Origin of the sequence: Pseudoalteromonas rubra, from assembly GCF_005887095.1 — a bacterium.
GTDB classification, from domain to species: domain Bacteria; phylum Pseudomonadota; class Gammaproteobacteria; order Enterobacterales; family Alteromonadaceae; genus Pseudoalteromonas; species Pseudoalteromonas rubra_E.
This window is the reverse complement of record NZ_PNCI01000018.1, coordinates 174973-195301: the sequence shown is the minus strand read 5'-3', so window position 1 is coordinate 195301 and position 20329 is coordinate 174973. Positions and strand designations below refer to the sequence as shown.

Genomic DNA, 20329 nt, shown 5'->3' with positions numbered 1-20329 from the left:
TGCCCCCCTGTCATCCCGGCCCCCGAGCCGGGAACCATCCAAAACACGGCTCAAGTGCTGAGGAGAGTAATATGAGGCTGTATGTATCTGAGTGAACTCACCTTTTGTGTAGCTGGTGAGTAGATCCCGGCTCGGAGGCCGGGATGACGGAGAAAGAGGCATCGAATAGCGGAAAAGGGGGGACAGAATAGCGGGAAAGGGGGACAGTATAGCGGGGAAAGGGACACGAATAGCGGGGAAGGGGACACGGTATAGCGGAGAAAAGGGGCGGGAAGATGGGTTTTAGGGAAACGGTGGATTTAAAATATATCTAATAAATTCATTTGTTTATTCAAATTCACTAGAAATCCAGATGGTAATTTTCAGCCCTCAGTTATTCATCAGCTTTTCATTAGGGTGGCTTTGTGGCCTTGCTTCGTGTTTTTACGTTCAATGGCGGGCAAGTAAAAACAACAGAGCGCTATGCCTATGTACTATGACAATAACAATCGCTTTACTTATCCTGCCCGACATTTCTTCAAGCATTTTACCAATGTGGCAGCCTGCCTTAAGCCAGGGTTGATATTTTTGACCGGGCACCCATTCGTTCTGGCGCTGATTTTTGCCATTGCCATGATGGGGGTATGTCCATTGTCTCATGCGCAATCGCGCGAAGCTCAGATCATTGAGCGTTCGGTTCAGGCTTATGGTGGTGAGCACTTGCTAACCATGCCCGGGCTGATAGTCAATGAACGCTTCTCTCACTATTCGCAGTGGCTCAGTGGTGATGCTCGTCAGGGCTCTATGGTCACCTATCTGAGTGAACTGCAAAACGACTACCGCATCGATTTTGTGGGTAAGCGTAAGGTCTTTAAGCAGGCAAACTCGAGACGGGTAGGCAGTCATGGCAGCGATGTGCCCGAAGTGCTCCATCGTCTGTCTGTCAGTGACCAGGGTACAAGCGTGGACCATGCTCTTAAGCGCTATCAGCCCGGTTCACGGATCACTTTTGACAATACCACTTTGGGGTTTGAAGCCATGCTGGATACCCTGGTCGTTCGTAAGCTGGCGCAGCATAAACAAACCAGCCAGTGGCAGGGAGAGGCATACATTGCGGGTGTGCCTCATGATGTGATCATTGCCCCTTTGGATAATAACCCGGAGACAAAGCACACACTTTATCTGAACCAGCATAGTGGTTTATTAAGCCGCATGATGACTGAGCAGCAAGGTCAAAAGCGCTTTTATGATTTTATGGTGCACCGTACCACACAGGCTGTGTACTGGGCGTCTGAGGTGTTGGTCAGCACGGCACAGGGGCCGCAGTATCACAGTAAATCGCGCACCGTTAAGGTGGCGCGACCTGCCGAGCAGTCGTTTCATATTCCAGCCGGTTATCAGCGAGCACCTGAGGTCAGGCCTTATGATGTCTCCAAGCTGACAGTACGCGCACTGGCAGACGGAGTGTACTTTGTGGGGCAAGACTGGGGGTATACATTATTTATTGATACGGGTGAGTATCTGGTGTCGGCGGGGACCTGGCAGATGAACCAGCAGGCCGGGGCCTGGGCAAAAGCACTGGCAGAATTAAGGCAAAGCAAAGCGCTGGATAAACCCGTGAAATACCATATTGTTACGCATCATCATACCGACCATCTGAGAGGGCTGGCAGACACGGTAGCGGAACATACCACTTTACTGGTGCATCCGGCAGACAGCAGTGCGGTCGCCGATGAACTGGGCACACAGGTTAAGATTGAGCCGATCCCTGCATCTTACACCCTGGCGGGGGGGAAAATTCGCCTGCTGGATGTACCCAACAGCCATGCTGCGCATAACCTGGTAGTGTATCTGCCTGAATCGCAGATCCTGCTGACGGAGGATATGTTCGGCAGCAGCTTTGAGCATGCGCTGCACTCGCCTGCTCGCTGGCCGGATCTCGACACCTACTATCGTCTCGACGCTCTGGTGGACAGACTCACGCAGCAGGGCATAAAAGTCGCTCAGTATGTGTCTTCGCATCATGGCCGAGTGCTGACACAGGCCGACATCGATCGAGCTATGGCAATGCCTCGCACAGCGCGAACAGTGTTATTGAAGCGCTTGTTTGCATCACAATAAGAAAAAGCGGCACCCCGCAATACACAGGGTGCCGCCTGGTTGTGGCTAACGGGCGCGGTTACTCATATCTGAGTATCAGCGAAGGACGGGTGCTAGCCGCTTTAAAGGCCAGACAAGCGACGGTCAGCCAGGTAATGGCCAGCACACCCAGTGTGGCAGCAGCATACATCCAGGTCGCTTGCTCAATACGGTCGTTGAAGTTGTTCAGCCAAAGGTTCATGAGCCAGTAACTCACAGGGATCGCCAGCAGGGAGCCTGCGCCTACAATGGTGATGAATTCTCTGGATAAAATCGTCACTATGCTGATACGTGAGGCGCCCAGCACCTTGCGTACGGCTACTTCTTTTTGGCGGCGAATAGTGGCGAACGAGGCCAGCCCTAAAATCCCCATACAGGTCAACACAATAGACAGCGTACTGAATAACAACACCAGCTGCTGCATTCTGAACTCGTTGATATGGGCACGCTGATAATCGTCTTCAATCAGACTGATCTCGACCTCAGGCATGGCCAGTTCATTTTGAATGATTTGCTCGGCCTGGCGCATCACCTGTGCTTTATTTGCCCCCGGATGCAGCTTCATGACCAAAGTGCCTATCGCCACGTTGATATCGCCTGCGGTGAGTAAAACAGGCAATTGTTGCTGACGCGCTGAGCCGATTTTTATGTCTTTAACAATGCCGATCACAGTGGCACGGGCGCTACCATCATGTGAGCTCAGGGTCTGGCCAAGCAGCACGCTGGGGTCGTCATATCCGGCTTGTTTTGCCAGACTTTGTGACAGCAACACGGAAAATGATCGGATGTTGTCATCGCTGACTTTTATCCAGTCTCCGGCAAACTGAGGAGAAAAATCACGCCCCGCAACCAGCTCCAGCCCCAGCGTCTCAACGGCATGGAAGCCGGCGGCTATGGTAGGCTGCGTGCCTTCAAGGCGCTCTCCGTTCGGGAACACCAAAAACAGCTCTGAAGTCATATCATTAGTCAGTAAAGTGTCTGACTGAGTGACCTGAGCGACCCCTTGTAATGATTTCAGGCGCCGCAATACATGAGGCTCGGCTTGCTGGTAAATGGCTTCTGCAGGCAGGTTTTTGATGATCAGTCGGTCATTCTTGGCATACCCTACGGGCAGATCATTGATCAAGGCCATTTGTTTGTAGACCACAGCCGCCGCGACAATCAGCGCCACAGACAGGGCACCTTGCAGGCCCAGAGTGAGTTTACGTACCCAGATGGCGGTTTTACCCCGTTGCAGGTCGCCACTGAGTACGCGTTTGGCACTGAAAGAGGCAATAAACAGTGCCGGGTATAAACCTGATATCACCCCGATCAGCGCAACCACTGCCATCACAGCAACCAAAAACACCGGTGAGAAGCTCAAAGACAGGCTGCGCTCCAGCAGCTGATTGGCATAGGGGATCATCATTTCCACCAGGGCCAGTGCAACCAGTGCCGCAATCATGACAATAAACAAAGACTCGGTTAAAAACTGGGTGATAAGCTGAGGTTTACTGGCACCCAGCGCCTTGCGCACTCCCACTTCCTTGGCGCGTTTTGCAGCACCGGCAATGTTGAGGTTGATAAAGTTCACACTGGCGATCACCAGCAACAATACGGTCAGTGCAATACAGACCTGCATCACCAGACGCGAGCCGCCTTGTTTCATTTCAAACGGACCACTGCTGTTAAAGTGTAGTTCCGACAGACGACTTAATTCCAGCGCACGAAGTTTGCGGCGGCCGGTCGATTGCTCTCGCATGGTATCCGTCATCTGTTGTGCCAGAAGTGCGGCATCCGCACCTTCAGTCAGGCGCATATACACATAGCCAATGAATGGCATCTTGGTGGCTTTGGGCAAAGCGGTTAAGGTTTCAAACACAAAGTGGGTGTTGTCCGGTAAATCTTCAAACACGGCGGCAATTTCATACTGGCCCTGCTCATACGATAAAGTCTTGCCGACGGTTTGCTCGCTGCCAAACAGGCGTAATGACTGGGCACGACTGATGGCCAGCAGGCCCGGGCGGCTCAAAGCTCGGTTGAGGTCGCCGTGCAGTACCGTCATTGTGATGAAATCCGGCAGATTGGCTGTGGCCAGGTACACTTTGCTCAGGCGGACTTGCTGCCCGGCCACGCTGACATCCAGTGCCATTGGCTCGGCAGAGTAAGCCAGGTTGTCGGTCGAGACCAGCATCATGATATCCTCAACCTGAGCATGGCTTTGCATATTCAGCGCGTTTTGTGAATCTGACGCGGCGATCAGTTGCAGGCCCCAGGCGCGATAATCGGTATGAACACGGTAAACGCGCTCGGCGTTGGGATGTTGCTTGTCAAAAGATAGCTCATACGCGGCGAACAAGGCCACCATAATGGCCGCCGCCAGACCGATACTAAAGCCGGCCAGATTAAGGGCAAAATGACGGGGGTCGTTTTGCATGGCCCTGAGTGTGGTTTTAAAATAATTCACTATCATAACGGGTACTTCCTTCTAAATTCCGGGTGTCATGAGACGGGCGTGTTTAGGCCGCTGGCGACACGCTGTTGGCTTTATCCAGCATGATCTGACCATCCAGCAGGCGCACCAGACGATCGGCATAAGCACCTTCTTTTTCCGAGTGGGTCACCACAATGACCGTGGTGCCTTCGCGGTTTAGCTCGCGTAGCATGGCCATCACCTCTTCGCCGTTTCTGGAGTCGAGGTTACCCGTTGGCTCATCCGCCAGGATCAGTTTGGGATTGATCACCAGCGCTCTGGCAACCGCCACCCGTTGTTGCTGACCGCCCGATAATTGCTGTGGCAGATGGTCGGCGCGATGGTCAATGGCAACCCGTTTTAAAATTGCCTCAACCCGTTGTTTACGCTCTGCTTTAGAGATGCTCTGGTATTGCAGAGGCAGTTCTACATTTTCAAAAACCGTGAGTTCGTCAATCAGGTTAAAGCTCTGAAATACAAAGCCGATGGAGGCTTTGCGCAGTTCAGCGAGGCGTTTTTCACTGTATCCGGCTATATCGGTACCGGCGAATTCAAAGCGGCCGGAGGTTGGCGAGTCGAGCATGCCCAGAATAGAAAGCAGCGTTGATTTACCACACCCCGACGGGCCCATGATGGCCAGGAATTCTCCTTCACTGACCTGTAAGTTAATGTCACTCAGTGCGGTGGTTTCTACATCTTCGGTACGAAATACACGGCTTAGGTTCGTCAGTTTAATCATCTTTGCTTCCTCAATTCGGTTGTTCTTGTTCTGTGCTTTGGGGCTAATTCAGTTGTAATATCTGTGCTTTATCAAAGTGGCTGTAGCCAGAGGTGATCACCTGATCGCCAGGCGCCAGTCCGTCTAATACTTCAAAGTAGTCACGGTTTTTCTTACCCAGCACGATATTTTTGCGCACGGCAGTGTCGCCTGAGACCACATAGACCCAGTTGCCGCCACTGCTGGTGTAAAAGGCACCGCGGTTGATCAACAGGGCGTTATTTTTGCTGTCTCCCAGCAGCAGTGCCACATCCAGGTTCTGACCTCGTTTTATCTCTTGCAGTCCGGCGGGCAATGCCACCTCAACCTGAAATTGCGCGTTGGTAACCCGGCTGTCGATTTTGCTGACCTCTGCGCTGACTCGCTCAGTTCCCAGTGATACCTGCACCGGCATACCTGTGTGCACCTGGTTCAGATAAAACTCATCCAGCCGGACGGTGAGTTTGTATTCATTGGGCATATCTATCTGGCCCAATCGTGCGCCACGCTCTTTGGATTCACCCATTTCAACATCCAGCTCACTCAGATAGCCAGAGACTGGGGCTTTGATGAGCAGATTGTCCAGATTATGACGGGCAAATTGCAGGTTTTTTTGCAGCATGTCGGCGCTGTCTTCCAGCTGGGCAACTTGCACTTCACGAATGGTATTTTCCTGCTTCTGGCGCTCCTTGGTCAGTTCCTTGCGTGCTTTGTAGTAGGCCAGATCATCTTTGATCTCGTCGAGTGTGTCCTGCGCCAGTACACCTTTTTTGGCAAGCAGCACAGACTGCTTGTAACGCCTGTGCAGATGGGTGATCTGACGTTCAATTTCCAGCAGGTCGCGGCGCAGATTCAGGCGGCTGGTTTCCATGTTCATTTGTGTGTTACGTAAAAAGTTGAGTTGCTCAGTCACCTGGGCCTCGCGGCTCATCACATCCAGTTGCAGGTTGGTATTGCTTAGGCGCACCAGCGGCTGGCCTTTCTCGACATACTCCCCCTGTTCAACCAGCCGCTCTTCGACCCGGCCACCAGAGACGGTATCCAGATAAATGGTGGTTTTTGGCACCACCTGACCACGCAGGCTCAATGCATCAATAAACGGACCCTGTGTTACTGTGCTGATGGTCAGGCTGTCCAGTGGCACATTCTGGCTGCGTCCGTTACTGCCTTGATGAGTAAAGGCATACGCCATGGTCGTTGCTAACACTGCGGCAGCCACGCCTGCTTTAAAGTGCTTCTTTAGTCCTGAGCGTTCGATTTTTTTATCCATGTGCAACTCCCGTTGTCAGACTGTGTTGAGCCATGTTGGTTGGCTGATGCGCTAAATAAATCAATCATCATGCCAAAAATTAAAGTTTAATAAATACAGTTGCTTAGTGTGTTTTTGCACTGGTGTAGTGGGAGAAAGTGTCCGCTTATAGCACAGTGTGAGCAGGGCAACTGCCCATAAATGGACACATCCTTGCGAAGTAAGCTAAGCTAATACACCCATAAAAAATAAAACAGGGACAGACAGTGAGTGCAAAACAGCCCGGGGCCATTTTAGTGGTGGATGACAATCCGGATATTCTGATTGCAGCGCGGTTGCTGCTCAAACAACACTATCAGCTGGTTAAAACCACCGATAACCCGTTTGATATCGAAGACATAGTCAAAGCCCACGGCATTGAAGTGATCCTGCTGGATATGAATTTTAACCGCGATGCCATCAGTGGTCAGGAAGGGTTTTACTGGCTGAAGAAAATCATCAGTCAGGATCCCAGTATGGTGGTGCTGCTGATGACTGCCTATGGCGACATTCAGCTGGCGGTGGATGCCATTAAGGCCGGGGCTGCAGATTTTATTGCCAAACCCTGGCAAAACGAGCAACTGTTAGGGGCGGTCGCAGCGGCGTTTGCCCATGCCAAAGATAAACAGCAGCTTGGTAAGCTGACCCGTCAGACACAAGGGCTTAATCAGGCTTTGAGTGAGTCATCCACGGGCCCTGCTTTTGACTTTCTGGGCCAGAGCGCGGCCATGCAGCAGGTGTTCGCTACCATAGACAAAGCAGCTCAGTCTGATGCCAATATATTGATCACCGGGGAAAGTGGTACAGGTAAAGAGCTGGCAGCGCATGCCATTCACCGTGCAAGTTTGCGCGCAGCCCAGCCTATGATCAGCCTGGATATGGGGGCGATTTCCGAAAGCCTGTTCAAAAGTGAGCTGTTTGGTCATAAGAAAGGGGCTTTTACCGATGCGAAAACCGATAAGATTGGACGCTTTGAGCTGGCCAGTGGCGGGTCGCTGTTTCTTGATGAGCTGGGTAATTTGCCGTTAACGCATCAGGCAACGCTGCTGGCGGCGCTGCAAAATCGTTGTATTACTCCGGTGGGCGGCACCAAACCGGTTGAGGTGGATATTCGCCTGATCTGTGCAACCAATGACAACCTGCAACAAGCAGTCAATGAAGGGCGTTTCAGGCAGGATTTATTGTACCGCATTAATACGGTGGAGATCCGTTTACCGCCATTGCGTGAGCGCAGCGAGGATATTCCTTTGCTGGTGAACTATTATCTGACGCATTTTGCGCAAAGATATAAGCGCTCGCTGGATATTGCACAGCAAGATATGGCCGCTTTGTGTGCCTACCATTGGCCCGGTAATGTCCGGGAACTGGCCCATGCCATAGAGCGCGCCGTGATTTTATCCGACGGTGATATGCTGGATGTCAGCTCCGTCGTTGGCACCACCGCGCAGGCGGTTGCACCTGAGGGAAATACAGGCGAGGGGATCTGTGCCAGTTACGATACCTTTGACCTGGAAGTACTGGAGCAAAGAGCGATCCGTGCCGCCCTGAAACACTATCAGGGTAACGTCAGTCATGCAGCCAAAGCTCTGGGGCTGACTCGGGGAGCCATGTATCGGCGGCTGGAAAAATATGGGCTGTAGGGAGCGGCTATGTCTTATCTGAAACGTCACCCGCGCTGGTTGCTCGCTTTACAGCTGGGTGTGTTGTGCATGCTGGCCGGTGTTGCAACCGGACATTATCTGCAAAGCGGGATCAGTGCAACCTGGTTGCTACTGGTGCTGATAATTGCGGTGTGTGGTGGTGCGGTATTTTCCTTGTTTGTGCAGCAGCAAAAGCAAAGCACCGCGGTGATCCGGGCATTGGTCAATGGAGACAGCTCATTGCGGCTGAGTCCCAGTCATCCGTTACACCAGGAATATGACGAGATCCGTCATACCCTGCAGGCGGCACGCTTTAAAGCAGAGCAACAGGCGCAGTTTTTTCAGGCCTTGTTACTGCATATTGATCTGGCTGTGCTGGTCTGTGACAGTGAAGGTCAGGTGATAGAGTCTAACCCGGCGGTGTCGCGTTTACTGGGCAAGCCAATTAGTACTGTGAGTGAGCTTGAGCATCTGGGCGAGCTGATCTTAAGCTGTGACACGCATCTGAAAAGCAGTGCGCCCTGGCAGCACGGCGAGCAGCAGGATACGCTGTCAGTACAGATAAGCGTGGCACAGATCCAGGGGCAGATCCGTAAGGTGATCACCCTGACGTCGATCCACAATGCTTTGATCAACAAGGAACAGCAGGCCTACAAACGCCTGACTCAGGTGTTGACTCATGAAGTCGCGAATTCCATCACGCCTTTATCGTCGATTGCGCAGTCTTGCCGGGGATTATTACCGGAGAGTTTGTGTTTTGATGATGAAGATGACAAAGGCGATCTGCTTTTGGCGCTGGATACGCTGGCTGCACGCACCGAGCATCTGGGTGAATTTATTACCCGCTTCAGGGCAATCAGTAGCCTGCCACGGCCCAGTCTGAATGCCACCGCACTGGCGCCGATATTAGAGCGGTTAGTGACACTACACCAGCGCCAGTTGGAGCAGGCAGGGATCCGGTGTGAGCTTAAGGTCTCAACTCATCTGCTGGTGATGCTGGATGCCGGTCAGGTGGAACAGGTGCTGATCAACCTGTTCACCAATGCAATCCAGGCAATTGAGCAAACTCTGGCATTGCAACCACACAGTATTGAAGCGCCGGTTATCGTGCTCACTCTGGCGCAAAACGAGGCCCAGCAAGTGTACGTTGAGATCCAGGATAACGGACCAGGCGTTGAGCCTCACGTCATTGACATGATGTTTGTGCCTTTTTTTACGACCAAGCAGCAGGGATCGGGAATCGGTCTCAGTCTGTCGCGGCAGATCATGGTCAGCCATGGCGGCGATCTTATTTATATCCGCAAGCCTCAGGGGGCGTGCTTTCGCTGTGTGTTTGGCTAATACCCATTTCAAAGATTTCAGCAAACTGGTGCAACCGGTGGAAAAATAGCTGACGCAGTTTTTACCTGCTGCGTCAGTGACGTAAAGCTGAGGGGAGCTGACAATCCTCAGCAGATTTTATTTTACAAAAAACAGTGAGCGGTGCACTAAACGTCGAGCGCTTTTAGCTGCTCAACCAGTTCCTTCAGCCAGCCCACTTGCTGACCCTGTGCGTGCCGTTTTTGGTAAATAATGTCGAAATTTTTAGCTGTACTTTTGGGGTTCCAGTTTTCATAGTCACAACTGATCGCGTCATCCAGATGCGCTTGCGCCGCATCGGGGTCGCTGCCAATCACGGCCAGTTCTGCCAGGGTCATATGGTCCCAGAAGTCGCCGCTGCCGGATTCAATTTTTCGCTCTACCGCATAGCGTACTACGGGCAAAAGCTGATCGCGACGGGGATCCGGAGGGTCCATGGCTTCCATAAGGGTGACAGCATTGACGCCCGGGTAGGCATCTCGCCAGTCACTGTTAAAGCCATCCAGATAACTATTGATGGCCTTCGTTAAAAAGCGTTTAGCCTGAACGTCTTCGCCGGCACTTCGTGCTGCTTGCCAGCGATCTTTGTATACACGCCCGAGAATTCCAAAGGTTTCACTGGATGGCCCGTAGCGTTTTATCACCGCTTTTAACACCCGCTCTGCTTTGTCGCTGTTGCCATCACGGTTCAGGGCAAAGCCGTATTGTTCTTGCACCATCACAGTTTGTGCCAGCAGCTCTGGCAGATGTTCAATCAGATTTATCATGCAATCCCAGGCTTCCACAGCCCGGTAAGACAGCATCAGATCAATCAGTACACCGGGCTCGACCTCGGCCAGATTAGAAAATGTGTGTTGCAATTGTTTAAGCTGCTCTGCCGCCTGTCCTTTGTTACTCACAGCGCGGGCTTGTGCAAATTGCTCTTTAAGTGATTCGCTGTAGCGAGCCTGCTCACGAAAAACGTCTGTTTTACGATGCTGAATATCAGGGTAATCCTGTAGCAGTTGAAACAGCGGACTGTCTTTCACATCTTCGTTTGCCTGCGCCCGGCAGTGTTGCAATTGCTGGGTGAGTGTTGCTTTGTTTTTTGTCGGATTAAGCGGCTTGCCATGGTTATCGAGCTGATAGGGCAATGCGCGTAAGCTGTTTACATCAAACGGTAAATTGGCACAGCTGGTATCGTCTGATTTTTGCGCAAATAACAAGGTGGTGCTGGCACGACGATGCGCATGGCGGATCCCCAGTTCATAAAACACATTGGCATTGGCTGTCGTCAGATCGGCCACCGCATAGTCACACAATAGCAGGCGCTCATACATGGCCTTATCTATGACCCCACCGTATTTCTCTTCATCCGCGCGGATCGGCTGCATGCCCGCATCTTCAATGGCTGGCTTGATAAGTTGTTGGTATACCGCATCAAAATCTACCCGGGTACCTTGTTGGGTCGATTTGATGCCAAATGGCATGAGTACAAAACACAGTGCGTTCGACATAAAGTGCTGTCCTTTTTAAGCTGTTAATGTGGCGCGTTTGGCCTGCTTATTTGCTGTTATTGGGGATACTTTGAATGACTTCAAGCAGGGCCTGATTATTGCCAGCTGTTTCCCAGAAATAAACCGGGTGGTCAGTTTGTTGAGTGAAGCCAAGGTGGTACCAACACTCATATTGTTCTTGTGTGAACAACTCCGGTTTCATTTCAATGAGCTGTTTAAACGTACGCGGTGGTGGTTGTGTCTCCACAGAGAGTAATTTATCGCCTTTGGGGATCACGATAATACAGGGGAGTCCGTTGACCTGTTGATACTCTTTATTGACCCAGGTGGATTTGAGTGAGCGCTCGCTCAACACCAGTAATACCCCGTGAGCACGTTGCAGGCCATCCACGATGGCATCCGAGATATTGTCCTGATAGGCAATGGCAAATTCACAGAGCCAGCTATTGACTTGCACCGAGGCTAGCGCTTCACACAGTGCAACACAAAGTGCCTGATCCTGGCTGTTATGGGAGATAAACCATGTTGGCGCATCGTCAGGGAGTGCCTGGCAGGTTGCAAGGGGTGACAGTGGCTGTGTTTGTAATTCATAGGAGGGGACTGCCTTTTCTCCAACCACCTTGATATGCCCCCAGAGCATTTCCAGTGTTCTGGGGCTTGGGTACCAGCACCAGCGCAACTTTCTGCCTTCCTGGCTCGCATGTTCGCGCAGCAGGGTATTGATCTGTGCTGTCAGTTGAGCTTCTGTCAAAGCAGGCCATTCAGATAGGAGCACTCTGGCCAGAGCCGAAGCGCTCATCCAGCACTTGGGACGGGCCTTGCCCTGCAACTCGTGAGTGATGTCTTCGAGCAATCGTGTGGATTGCTCTTTGGTTAGGGAGGGTATGTTCATTGTGCAGCCTCAATCGTCATCCGGCCTGTTGCGACCCAAGTGTAAAAACACTTTATCAAACACCAGTAAATGGAGTATTGCGAATACAATCCCGCCAAGGGCGCCTACTAATTTGCCGCCTCCGATCAGGAGCGCTTTTTTCATGCGAATTAGGCTGCCCAGGCGCTGGGTTAACCTTAGCCAATTTGTTGCACCTGCCAGTGCCGCGACGAGTAAGAAGCTCATTAGGAACCTTTGGTTATAGGACCAGCCCGGTAGCCATTCTCCCATTAAGGGGAGCAGGGCAAAAACACTCAGTAATACTATGCATAACCCCAATACGCATTTTAACGGGAAGCTCAGATACCAGGCTTTAAAAAAGAGTTTGCTGCCAACCTTCAGTTGTTCGAGCAACGCGGGCTCTGGTTCAGATTGGGCCATATTTTTGGCAATATAGCTGGCCTTGAAGCGCCAGTTGCTGGGGTTATCCGTGGTGGTTGTGGGTTGCTTAAAATGCGCTCGGGTCATGCAATATCCACTGTACATCAGGGCAAAGGCTTCATTGTCGCTAAATGAATCCAGATCGGTTCTCAAACTGGCTATAGCCTGCTGGTAGTCCCTGTGAATGCCATACTCAGTCGTCGTGGTTGGCGTTTGTGCAGGTGAGGAAGAGGGCGCACCAATCCAGTCTTTATCTGTGCTACTCAGGCCTTGTTTCAGGTGGATATACATCAGGCTGTTGAGTTGTCCCGATTGAGTACGGGCTTTTAACTCTCTGTGTTGGGCGGATCTTAGCCGGGCCTGAAGGATTTCACTGGTGCGCATGGTTGTAGCAAAGCGCCCCTGTGAGGGCTGTGCATGTGCTTCCAGCTGGCCGCTGGCATCACTGGTGAGTATGCTGTCACAGTCTTGTTCGAGCAGGCTGGCGGTTCCCTGATTGTCAAACACGCCACCGTCTACCAGTGTAACCTGCTCTCCCTCGTACAAAGTTTGCAGTTGCAGAGGTGGAAATAATCCGGGCACACAGGAAGACGCAGCCACCGCATCGCCTATAGTCACCCGCTGATTAGGATTAGTCTTGTCATAATACATGCGTCTTAAACGATAGTTGGTATCGTGTCTTTGGTCTATTACCTCAGGCGGCTCTCCCATCCAGGTAGCGGTAAACTGCCAGTTATGACCTGTATTAACCGTTGTGGCATTGATCACCAGTACCGGTACCTTGGCACTGCGCTGCCAGTTGCCTTGCTGTGGGTGAAAGTCCTTGTCCTGTTGCTTCTCAGCAATGCATGGATAAATAGGCAGTTGATCCATATAGGTCGGCAGAGTTTGGTTGTTTGCCAATTTGCTATACAGCTCCTGAACATAAAGCTCGCCGATACGCTTGGTGAGAGAGTAATCCCCCTGGGTTATCATTTTGAATAGCGGGCATGGTCGGCTTAGCGCCCGGGTGCGGATATTACGCTGCACGCCGTGAAGAAAGTCCGTTTCTAAGCGTCTTACCAGCTTGATGTAGTCATGCTGGCTGATCTTTTCATCCGGCTTGCTTTCAAGCAGCGCCTTGAGCGCCAGATAATAATGCATACCTATGATTGAGCCCCCCGACACACAGGAGATGACCTCAATATGGCGCAGCTGATCTTGTTCAGCCAGGGCGGCCAGCACACCAATATGATACAGCGAGGCGCGAAATCCGCCGCCGGACAAGGCAAGACCGGTTTTACCCTGCATAATGGCACTCACCTGAGGCATAGCTTTAGCAGAATCTCCTGAGCTATCTGGAAAAAACAATGCCATCAGACGCAGCTCTGATTGGGAAAGGTCATGAGTTTGCTGCTCTGATTGCGCCACAGTGCGGTTTTGTTGTCTGACTATTTTGCCATTTTTACGCAGGTGGAGAAGCCTGGCAAATTGCTTAGCCGCGGACTCCCTTTGCCAACTTTGCATCTTTTCCAGGCTGATGGCTTTTTGCAGCTGGGTATAGGCTGTGTCATAGTCTCCCAACCCCAGATAGGCCTCGGCCAGGGTCACCAAGAACCACCAGTTTTGGGAATGCTCTTTATAATCAATGACCGGATAGTCTTGCACTTGCTTACCGTCAACCAGGTGGGCAATGATCTCCTTGCGTACCTGGGTTGCCATATCGCCGTCAGAAGCGTGTCGAACGTCCGTCGCAATGGGGCTTTGCGCTATCAATGCCAGTTGATCCAATACATACGCAAAATTAATTGCACAATAACCTTTATCCGACCAGCCTTTGGCTGCGCTAAGCAGGTAGCCTTGCTGGTAATAGGCGCGGGCATGTGCTAACTGGCTGACATCATTGTCTCGTTCAAAAATCCGTTTGTGGATGGCGCCGGCAATACCCAGAGTTTCACTGTTATCGCTGTTGTCTGGGTGGTCTATGGTATCCAGTAAATCCCGAGCTTGCTCAAGGCGGATAGAGCGGTTGAGGGTTTTATCTTTGTAAGTCGCGATAACCTGCTTCTGGCCCAGCTTAAGTTGTTGCTCTGGCGTGAAAGTGTGTGGTTCAGTCAGGGAATATGCGAGTAGCAGGCGTGCCTGATCAAACAGGTGCTTATCAGTTAGTTTGTCGTGCAGCTGTATCAGCGATTCAAAATCTGGGAGCTCATCCTGGCCTTGAAGTATCAGGTCAACGCCTTGTTTCAGCGCAGCGATCTGAGAGTGGGTATCAGGCATTGGGTATTCCTTTAAGTTTTATGCTATGGCAACTTATGAAATATAGCATATGCGTCGCTGTGTGGAATAAAGCTGCTGCAACCGCAAAAAGGAGAGAGGGCGGTTGAACAAAGCCAGGTTGTCCTGGCTTTAATTCAGCGGCCTTGATGGGCAATCACGGTTGGTTTTGATTAAGCGCGCAAGTACAACGTAGCCTTTGCTGGCTATCACGTTGGGCAAAGTACAGCGCTTACCGCAGGCCAGGGCTGAAATTAGTCACCCGGGCAATTGTTGTTACGGATACATTCTTTGTCCATATCATCTACCCAGACGGTTCTCAATTCACAATTCGCCGGATCGTCTACCCACTTCACTTCGGTGTAACTGAGGTCGGTAATACCGGTCAGCGATAAGTACCCGGTGTAACTCACCCCTCGCTCGTAGTGGTTTCCAATGAAAGTTTGACTGCTACAGTTTCTGCCATTGACGTATTGGCCAATGCTGGTGTGAATTGAATCAGAATGGTTAATTGTGCTCAGCAAGGTGCCGCTGTAGGTACATTGATAGGCGATATGATTGACTGTGACCTTTTTCTTGGGGCATACCAGGATCTCAGTCCAGTAGGCACTGGCCGGGGCCGAGTAGGCTAGCACACTGGCAAGTGCAATGCTTATTGCTTTAAGTGATTTCATGTAATGTTCCTTCCTATTATTACTGTAAGGGGAATGTCTCAGCCGATTTGTGGTTTTGGCAATGTTCGGCGATGACAGGGTCAATATAGCAATGGGAAGATAAGGAGTGGCCTACCCGGCTGGGGTGGCTGTTTTTTATGGTAGGGTAATGATATATACAGATAAATAAGCCATTGAGCTTTGCCTTTTAGGTGGCTCATGGCACCCTGGAAAAGGCTGTATAATAAGTGGACATTTCTTTTAAACTAACTGAATTCAGTAACTGTTTAGTAACTAATATGCACACTCAACTCGACCGTTCTTGGTGCGGCAATGGCTGCCTGCTCGGGATAGAAAATATCCGCCCACGGTACGTACTCTTCGTTCAGTAGATTGCGCACGCTGAGATTAAATCGGCTGTGCTCAAATTGATAGGCTGCAAACAGGGTCAGCGTCTCATAGCGTTTGAAGGTAACTGAATTTTGAAAATTGGCGTAGCGATCACTGACATGGCGTATACCTCCGCCAATTTCCAGAGGTAATGACAGGACCTGATCCCAGCTAAACCAAGCGTTTGCAACTATTTTAGGTACGTTCGGTGGCGTATGACCACTGGCATTCACACCAAAATCCGGGTCGACAAAAGACTCATAACTGGCCTTAGTGTAGGCGATATTGCCGCCGATACGAAAATGGGGCGTTGGCTGACTGGTGATCGCCAGTTCCAGCCCCCGCGCAACATGAGTCCCTGAGTTACCTACCGTGTCATGAGAAGTCAGGAGCAGGATATTACGGCGAGCTATGTCATACCAGGCTGCGGTCAATTCACTGTGCCAGGCCGGCAGTATGGCTTTCGCTCCCACTTCGTACTGGCGTATATCTGTAAAGTCGAAATTTTCATTGGCGTTGACCAGATAAATATTGGATCCGACTGGGTCGTGCCCTGTGCTCCAGTGCGTATACAGGCTGAGTGACTCATTGAATTGATAGGTCGCACCTAACTGATAGGCAAGCGGGGTAAAGGTACGCTCAAAACTTTCATCGACAAGAAAAGTTCCTGAATCATCATAGTTATCTCTGTCCAGTTTAATATGGTCGCGCCGCAGTCCGCCAAACAAACGCCAGTTCGGGGTCACCGACAGTGTGTTATTAACATACACACCCCATTGCTGGATGTCGGTTGGACTGAGGTGTTTGTCCAAAGCGCCGAACTGACCAGCCACAGGCTCAAATAACGAGACGCTGTCCCCTGCGGGAAAGCCCCGCTCCCGGCTAAAGTCAGTGGCTTTAAACTCTAGGCCAAATGCCAGTTGATGCTGCATCCTGCCAATCTGATGGCGATAAACCCCTTCGAACTGATTGCCGTAAAAGATATGGTCGTGGAAGACAAAAAAGCGGTCCCGGTCGACTAAGCCTGTTACGGGGTTAAAGACATAGCTTTCTGCATTTTGCCAGGCGCGGTCTGCCTTGAAGTGAAACAAGGTATTGGTCAGTGAGAGCGAGCCTGTTGGCTGCCAGTTTATACTCAGGCGAAACCATAAATGTTCCGAGTCTGAACGGCTGTCTTCAACATTATAGTTTAGATAGCGGGTACGTTGATCCAGCACCCGGCTGTCGTTGGTAGCGACTATGTCGTCCATTGGTTGCTGCGCGGACTGTAAAGGAATAAAAGGCGTTCCCCAATAAGCCGGCAGGTCATCTTCCAGGTAATCAAAACTGAGCAACCAGCTCAGATCAGGGGCTGGTTGCCAGAGCAGCGAAGTGGTTGCATTTAAAGAGTGAGCATGCGTTTGGTCAACCCAGCCGTCTGACTGTGCTTTGTTTATGTCGACCCGCGCTGCGCTTTGTGCTGAAACGGGAAGATTAATGCCGATACCCCATTCTCGGGTATCGAAGCGAGATTGAGAGACAAAGGCTTCCGTGCTGGTGGGTGCGTCCAGCTGTGGCTTTCTGGTCACCATATTGATGACGCCAGACGCCGTTCCCTGACCATACTGCAATGTGGCGGGTCCTTTGATGACATCTATTTGTTGCAAATTAAAGGTATTGTGTGGCCGCATCGTCATGGACGCCGGGCCCAGTTTAATGCCGTCTCGTAAAACCGATACGGAATCGCGAATGAAGCCTCGCATGGCAAAGCTGGAAGGCTCTGCAGGTGACTCGCCCGATATAACCCCCACCAGGTTCTCGACGGCACCAGTTACTGAGGTCAGGCCACGTGCACGCATGGTTTTACGTTCAATCACATCTATGCTGAAAGGCAGGTGCTGTGCGCTCAGGTTGAATGGGTTCGCACTGGCAGGGGTGGTTTCCAGATTAAGATCACGTACCGCGGAGCCTGTCAGATCCACGTTAAGTAGCTCATCCAGGCTCATTTCAAACAAATCGGCGTTTTCAGCAGCCTGTATGCTGGCAGCCAATGGCCACATGCAAAGTAACAAAAGGGGCTGACTGGCACCACGCAGCTTTATTTTTATCATTCAGAATCATGTTATTAATCTTATGTTTACTTAGTGTAGTTCAGTATGGCTATTTCGTCCGTCAGGTTTGTCCGTGAGACAATTAAATTCCCGTTTATTGGGATCCCGATAATGACAACTGTCTGCTCATTTTAAGGGCAGTGTCAGTGTAAAGCAGGCTCCCGTCAGACGCGTTGAGTTACAGACACTGAGTTTTCCCTGATGCCAGTCAGCTATCCGTTGTGCCAGCGCCAGCCCCAACCCAAAGCCACTGCGAATTGTGTTTTGTGTATTTTCTGCGCGGACGAATGGTTTAAAAATATGCAGTACTTCGTCAGGTGAAACACCAAAGCCATTGTCATGGACGCTTAGCACAGCCTGTTTTTCTTTGGTGCTTAAACACAAGATCACCTGACCTTGTCCGTATTTCTGAGCGTTGTCCAGCAGGTTAGTAAGCAAAGTGGTCAGGTAAAATGCATCACCTTCTATCTGAACGGAGTGCTCAGGGATATCTAAATTGAGCGTAAGATCACAGCTCTCAAAAGCCGCACTGGTCTGTTTAATCAATGGACACAGATCGACTAAATGGCTTTGTTTGTTATGGATCTTCTGATCCAGCCTGGCATAGCTGAGCAACTTATCGATAAGCTCAGACAAGGTATCCAGATCGCGGTTGATTTTAGCTTCGTAGCTGCGGCGCTTGATTGGATCTGTGGTTTCCTCCAGCGTATCCATGCCGAGACGGATCCGTGCCAGCGGGGTGCGTAGCTCATGAGACATCGCCCCGCTGAGCAGTTTGACGTCCTGCACCAGATATTCAATGCGCTCAGCCATATGGTTAAATTCATTTTCCAGATCACGCAGATAAAGTACCGAGCCCACTTGAAGGCGCTGCGACAGGTCGCCATCGCCAAAGCGTTGTGCGGCCTGACGCAGCCTGAGTAGTCGCAGTAAAAACGGCAGTAACCATATCAGGATCAGTGTCATTGTGGCGACATAAAACAGTATGGTTAGCCACCAGGCTGTGTCATTCTGAGGCTTTATTCGTTTGCTACGTATGACCAGCAAAGTATGTGGATCAGGCAGGCGCTGCAAAAACAGTAACTGCTGATCTGTTTCCAACTGGATTTGTTCATTGGCCATTAGTTTTTTCTGTAAAGGTGTGGGTAAGGGAAACTCAGAAACGGGCACAATTTGCGGATGAAGCAAGGATTGTGCTGGCCAGTTGACTAGCAACGAGTGTGGTGTATCCACAGCTGAGATCACGGTATGTATGTCTTTGGCTAAGTGCGCCAGTTGCATCTGAGGAGAGTTTGGTTGCTGCTGGGACGCAGTGATAGTCTGATACAAATGATCAAACAACCAGCTGGTAGCAACCGAAATAATAGCAATGGCCAGCAACAGAGACAGGGCAAATTGACGCATTACCAGGCATCCCGGATTAATTGATAGCCCTGGCCCCACACCGTTTTGATACGAAATGGCGAAACCGGATCGTCACCGAGTTTCTTGCGTAGACGGGAAATACGTTGATCAATAGAACGATCAAAGCCGTCGTACTCAAACCCACGCAGCGATTTGGTGAGATAATCGCGGGTCACCAGTTCACCTGCTGATTTCGCTAGTAACCACAGCAGATCAAACTCTTTGGACGAAACTTCTATGGCCTGGCCTTGTAAGGTCACAGTCCGGGTACTTTTGTCTACCTGTAGCCCCTGTATTTGAACACGTTCTGAGCTTTGTGGCAGGTCAGGCGCGGGAGTAGCTGGGACATGGCGGCGTAACAGCGCTCGGATCCGGGCGAGCAGTACCCGGGCTCTTACAGGCTTGGTCAGATAGTCATCTGCACCCATTTCCAGCCCAAGCACTTCATCCATATCCTCGTCACGTGCTGTCAGCATAAGGATAGGTCCTTCATACTTAGACCTGACCTGTTTGCAGACATCCAGTCCATCCAGTCCGGGCAACATACCATCTAATATCACTAAGTCAGGATTCAGCCCAATGATCTGTTCAGGCGCACGATCGCCGCGATGACACTGGCTGACAGTAAAAGACTTTTCCGTCAGGTAGTCACAGATCCACTGTGCCAGTTCAAGATCATCTTCAATGAGGAGCAGGTGTGTATTCGGTATTGTCGTCATTAGAACATTCGCCATTTTACGCGTGTGTTTTTGCTTTTGTTGTATACCCAGGCATAAGTAAGTTGTGCACTTGCCAGCGTATGTTGTTGAATATCTTGCAGCGCAAAGACCACATTTTGATTGAATTGGAGTTCCAATGTCAGCGTGCCAGATAAGGATTTTTCCCAGCATTTTAGCGGTTTTTTTCGGTCTGATTGGGTCAGACAGTAGTGACCCTGTGTGCTGGCTTGCCAATGGATTGTTAGCTCGCTATAGCAGTGTTCGCCCTGATGCAATGCAACACATTGTTTGGGGTTGAGTGTCAATGTTGCAGGGACATCGACATTTGCATGACAGGGTAAAAATGTGGCACCTGTCAGTGTCGAGAGTAACATGAGTTTACGCATGATCTTGCC

General features: G+C 50.9%; 14 protein-coding genes. 3 read left to right on the top strand and 11 right to left on the bottom strand.

Annotated features, from left to right (window positions below):
* The first annotated feature begins 462 nt into the window (after positions 1-462).
* The gene (locus CWB99_RS09475; protein ID WP_138551019.1) at positions 463-2100 is read left to right on the top strand and encodes an MBL fold metallo-hydrolase; all 1638 of its coding nucleotides are present in this window, start codon (positions 463-465) and stop codon (positions 2098-2100) included.
* Positions 2101-2158: 58 nt separating this feature from the next.
* Here the strand turns inward: CWB99_RS09475 and CWB99_RS09470 are convergent, their stop codons facing one another.
* Genes CWB99_RS09470 through CWB99_RS09460 form a run of 3 tightly spaced genes read right to left on the bottom strand, consistent with a single transcriptional unit; the run spans position 2159 to position 6597 of the window.
* The gene (locus CWB99_RS09470; RefSeq protein WP_138551020.1) at positions 2159-4570 is read right to left on the bottom strand and encodes an ABC transporter permease; all 2412 of its coding nucleotides are present in this window, start codon (positions 4568-4570) and stop codon (positions 2159-2161) included.
* A 46-nt stretch (positions 4571-4616) separates the two neighbouring features.
* The gene (locus CWB99_RS09465) at positions 4617-5309 is read right to left on the bottom strand and encodes an ABC transporter ATP-binding protein (protein WP_138551021.1); all 693 of its coding nucleotides are present in this window, start codon (positions 5307-5309) and stop codon (positions 4617-4619) included.
* Between the two features lie 43 nt (positions 5310-5352).
* Positions 5353-6597, bottom strand: a complete 1245-nt coding sequence (locus CWB99_RS09460) for an efflux RND transporter periplasmic adaptor subunit (RefSeq protein ID WP_138551022.1) — start codon at positions 6595-6597, stop codon at positions 5353-5355.
* A gap of 245 nt (positions 6598-6842) precedes the next feature.
* Between CWB99_RS09460 and CWB99_RS09455 the strand changes: the two genes are divergently transcribed.
* Positions 6843-8255 carry a sigma-54-dependent transcriptional regulator gene (locus tag CWB99_RS09455; RefSeq protein WP_138551023.1) on the top strand — a complete coding sequence of 471 codons (1413 nt, stop codon included), beginning with the start codon at positions 6843-6845 and terminating at the stop codon, positions 8253-8255.
* Positions 8256-8264: 9 nt separating this feature from the next.
* Positions 8265-9596, top strand: a complete 1332-nt coding sequence (locus CWB99_RS09450; protein WP_138551024.1) for a sensor histidine kinase — start codon at positions 8265-8267, stop codon at positions 9594-9596.
* A 146-nt stretch (positions 9597-9742) separates the two neighbouring features.
* Here the strand turns inward: CWB99_RS09450 and CWB99_RS09445 are convergent, their stop codons facing one another.
* The 8 genes from CWB99_RS09445 to CWB99_RS09410 all read right to left on the bottom strand — a co-directional run bounded on the left by CWB99_RS09445 (position 9743) and on the right by CWB99_RS09410 (position 20320).
* Positions 9743-11110 carry a TRAFs-binding domain-containing protein gene (locus CWB99_RS09445; protein WP_138551025.1) on the bottom strand — a complete coding sequence of 456 codons (1368 nt, stop codon included), beginning with the start codon at positions 11108-11110 and terminating at the stop codon, positions 9743-9745.
* 46 nt (positions 11111-11156) lie between these two features.
* On the bottom strand, positions 11157-12002 hold the full coding sequence (locus tag CWB99_RS09440; protein WP_138551026.1) for a toll/interleukin-1 receptor domain-containing protein: 846 nt from the start codon (positions 12000-12002) through the stop codon (positions 11157-11159).
* A 9-nt stretch (positions 12003-12011) separates the two neighbouring features.
* Positions 12012-14681 carry a patatin-like phospholipase family protein gene (locus CWB99_RS09435; protein WP_138551027.1) on the bottom strand — a complete coding sequence of 890 codons (2670 nt, stop codon included), beginning with the start codon at positions 14679-14681 and terminating at the stop codon, positions 12012-12014.
* A gap of 251 nt (positions 14682-14932) precedes the next feature.
* Complete coding sequence (locus CWB99_RS09430) at positions 14933-15352, bottom strand: hypothetical protein (protein WP_138551028.1); 420 nt, start codon at positions 15350-15352, stop codon at positions 14933-14935.
* 266 nt (positions 15353-15618) lie between these two features.
* Positions 15619-17811 carry a TonB-dependent receptor gene (locus CWB99_RS09425; RefSeq protein ID WP_138551029.1) on the bottom strand — a complete coding sequence of 731 codons (2193 nt, stop codon included), beginning with the start codon at positions 17809-17811 and terminating at the stop codon, positions 15619-15621.
* Between the two features lie 126 nt (positions 17812-17937).
* On the bottom strand, positions 17938-19215 hold the full coding sequence (locus tag CWB99_RS09420; protein ID WP_138551030.1) for an ATP-binding protein: 1278 nt from the start codon (positions 19213-19215) through the stop codon (positions 17938-17940).
* Entirely contained in the window at positions 19215-19934 is a 720-nt protein-coding gene (locus CWB99_RS09415; protein WP_138551031.1) for a winged helix-turn-helix domain-containing protein, read from the bottom strand. Before CWB99_RS09415 ends, CWB99_RS09420 begins: the two co-directional genes overlap by 1 nt.
* Positions 19934-20320 (bottom strand): DUF3019 domain-containing protein, encoded by a 387-nt coding sequence (locus CWB99_RS09410; protein WP_138551032.1) that lies wholly within the window; start codon positions 20318-20320, stop codon positions 19934-19936. Before CWB99_RS09410 ends, CWB99_RS09415 begins: the two co-directional genes overlap by 1 nt.
* Between the last annotated feature and the right edge of the window lie 9 nt (positions 20321-20329).

What these genes read in the sequence shown, in the direction of transcription:
- CWB99_RS09475 (WP_138551019.1), top strand. Translation starts at nt 463, where the DNA reads ATGCCTATGTACTATGACAATAACAATCGCTTTACTTATCCTGCCCGA.
- CWB99_RS09470 (WP_138551020.1), bottom strand. Translation starts at nt 4,570, where the DNA reads ATGATAGTGAATTATTTTAAAACCACACTCAGGGCCATGCAAAACGAC.
- CWB99_RS09465 (WP_138551021.1), bottom strand. Translation starts at nt 5,309, where the DNA reads ATGATTAAACTGACGAACCTAAGCCGTGTATTTCGTACCGAAGATGTA.
- CWB99_RS09460 (WP_138551022.1), bottom strand. Translation starts at nt 6,597, where the DNA reads ATGGATAAAAAAATCGAACGCTCAGGACTAAAGAAGCACTTTAAAGCA.
- CWB99_RS09450 (WP_138551024.1), top strand. Translation starts at nt 8,265, where the DNA reads ATGTCTTATCTGAAACGTCACCCGCGCTGGTTGCTCGCTTTACAGCTG.
- CWB99_RS09445 (WP_138551025.1), bottom strand. Translation starts at nt 11,110, where the DNA reads ATGTCGAACGCACTGTGTTTTGTACTCATGCCATTTGGCATCAAATCG.
- CWB99_RS09440 (WP_138551026.1), bottom strand. Translation starts at nt 12,002, where the DNA reads ATGAACATACCCTCCCTAACCAAAGAGCAATCCACACGATTGCTCGAA.
- CWB99_RS09435 (WP_138551027.1), bottom strand. Translation starts at nt 14,681, where the DNA reads ATGCCTGATACCCACTCTCAGATCGCTGCGCTGAAACAAGGCGTTGAC.
- CWB99_RS09430 (WP_138551028.1), bottom strand. Translation starts at nt 15,352, where the DNA reads ATGAAATCACTTAAAGCAATAAGCATTGCACTTGCCAGTGTGCTAGCC.
- CWB99_RS09425 (WP_138551029.1), bottom strand. Translation starts at nt 17,811, where the DNA reads ATGATAAAAATAAAGCTGCGTGGTGCCAGTCAGCCCCTTTTGTTACTT.
- CWB99_RS09420 (WP_138551030.1), bottom strand. Translation starts at nt 19,215, where the DNA reads ATGCGTCAATTTGCCCTGTCTCTGTTGCTGGCCATTGCTATTATTTCG.
- CWB99_RS09415 (WP_138551031.1), bottom strand. Translation starts at nt 19,934, where the DNA reads ATGACGACAATACCGAATACACACCTGCTCCTCATTGAAGATGATCTT.
- CWB99_RS09410 (WP_138551032.1), bottom strand. Translation starts at nt 20,320, where the DNA reads ATGCGTAAACTCATGTTACTCTCGACACTGACAGGTGCCACATTTTTA.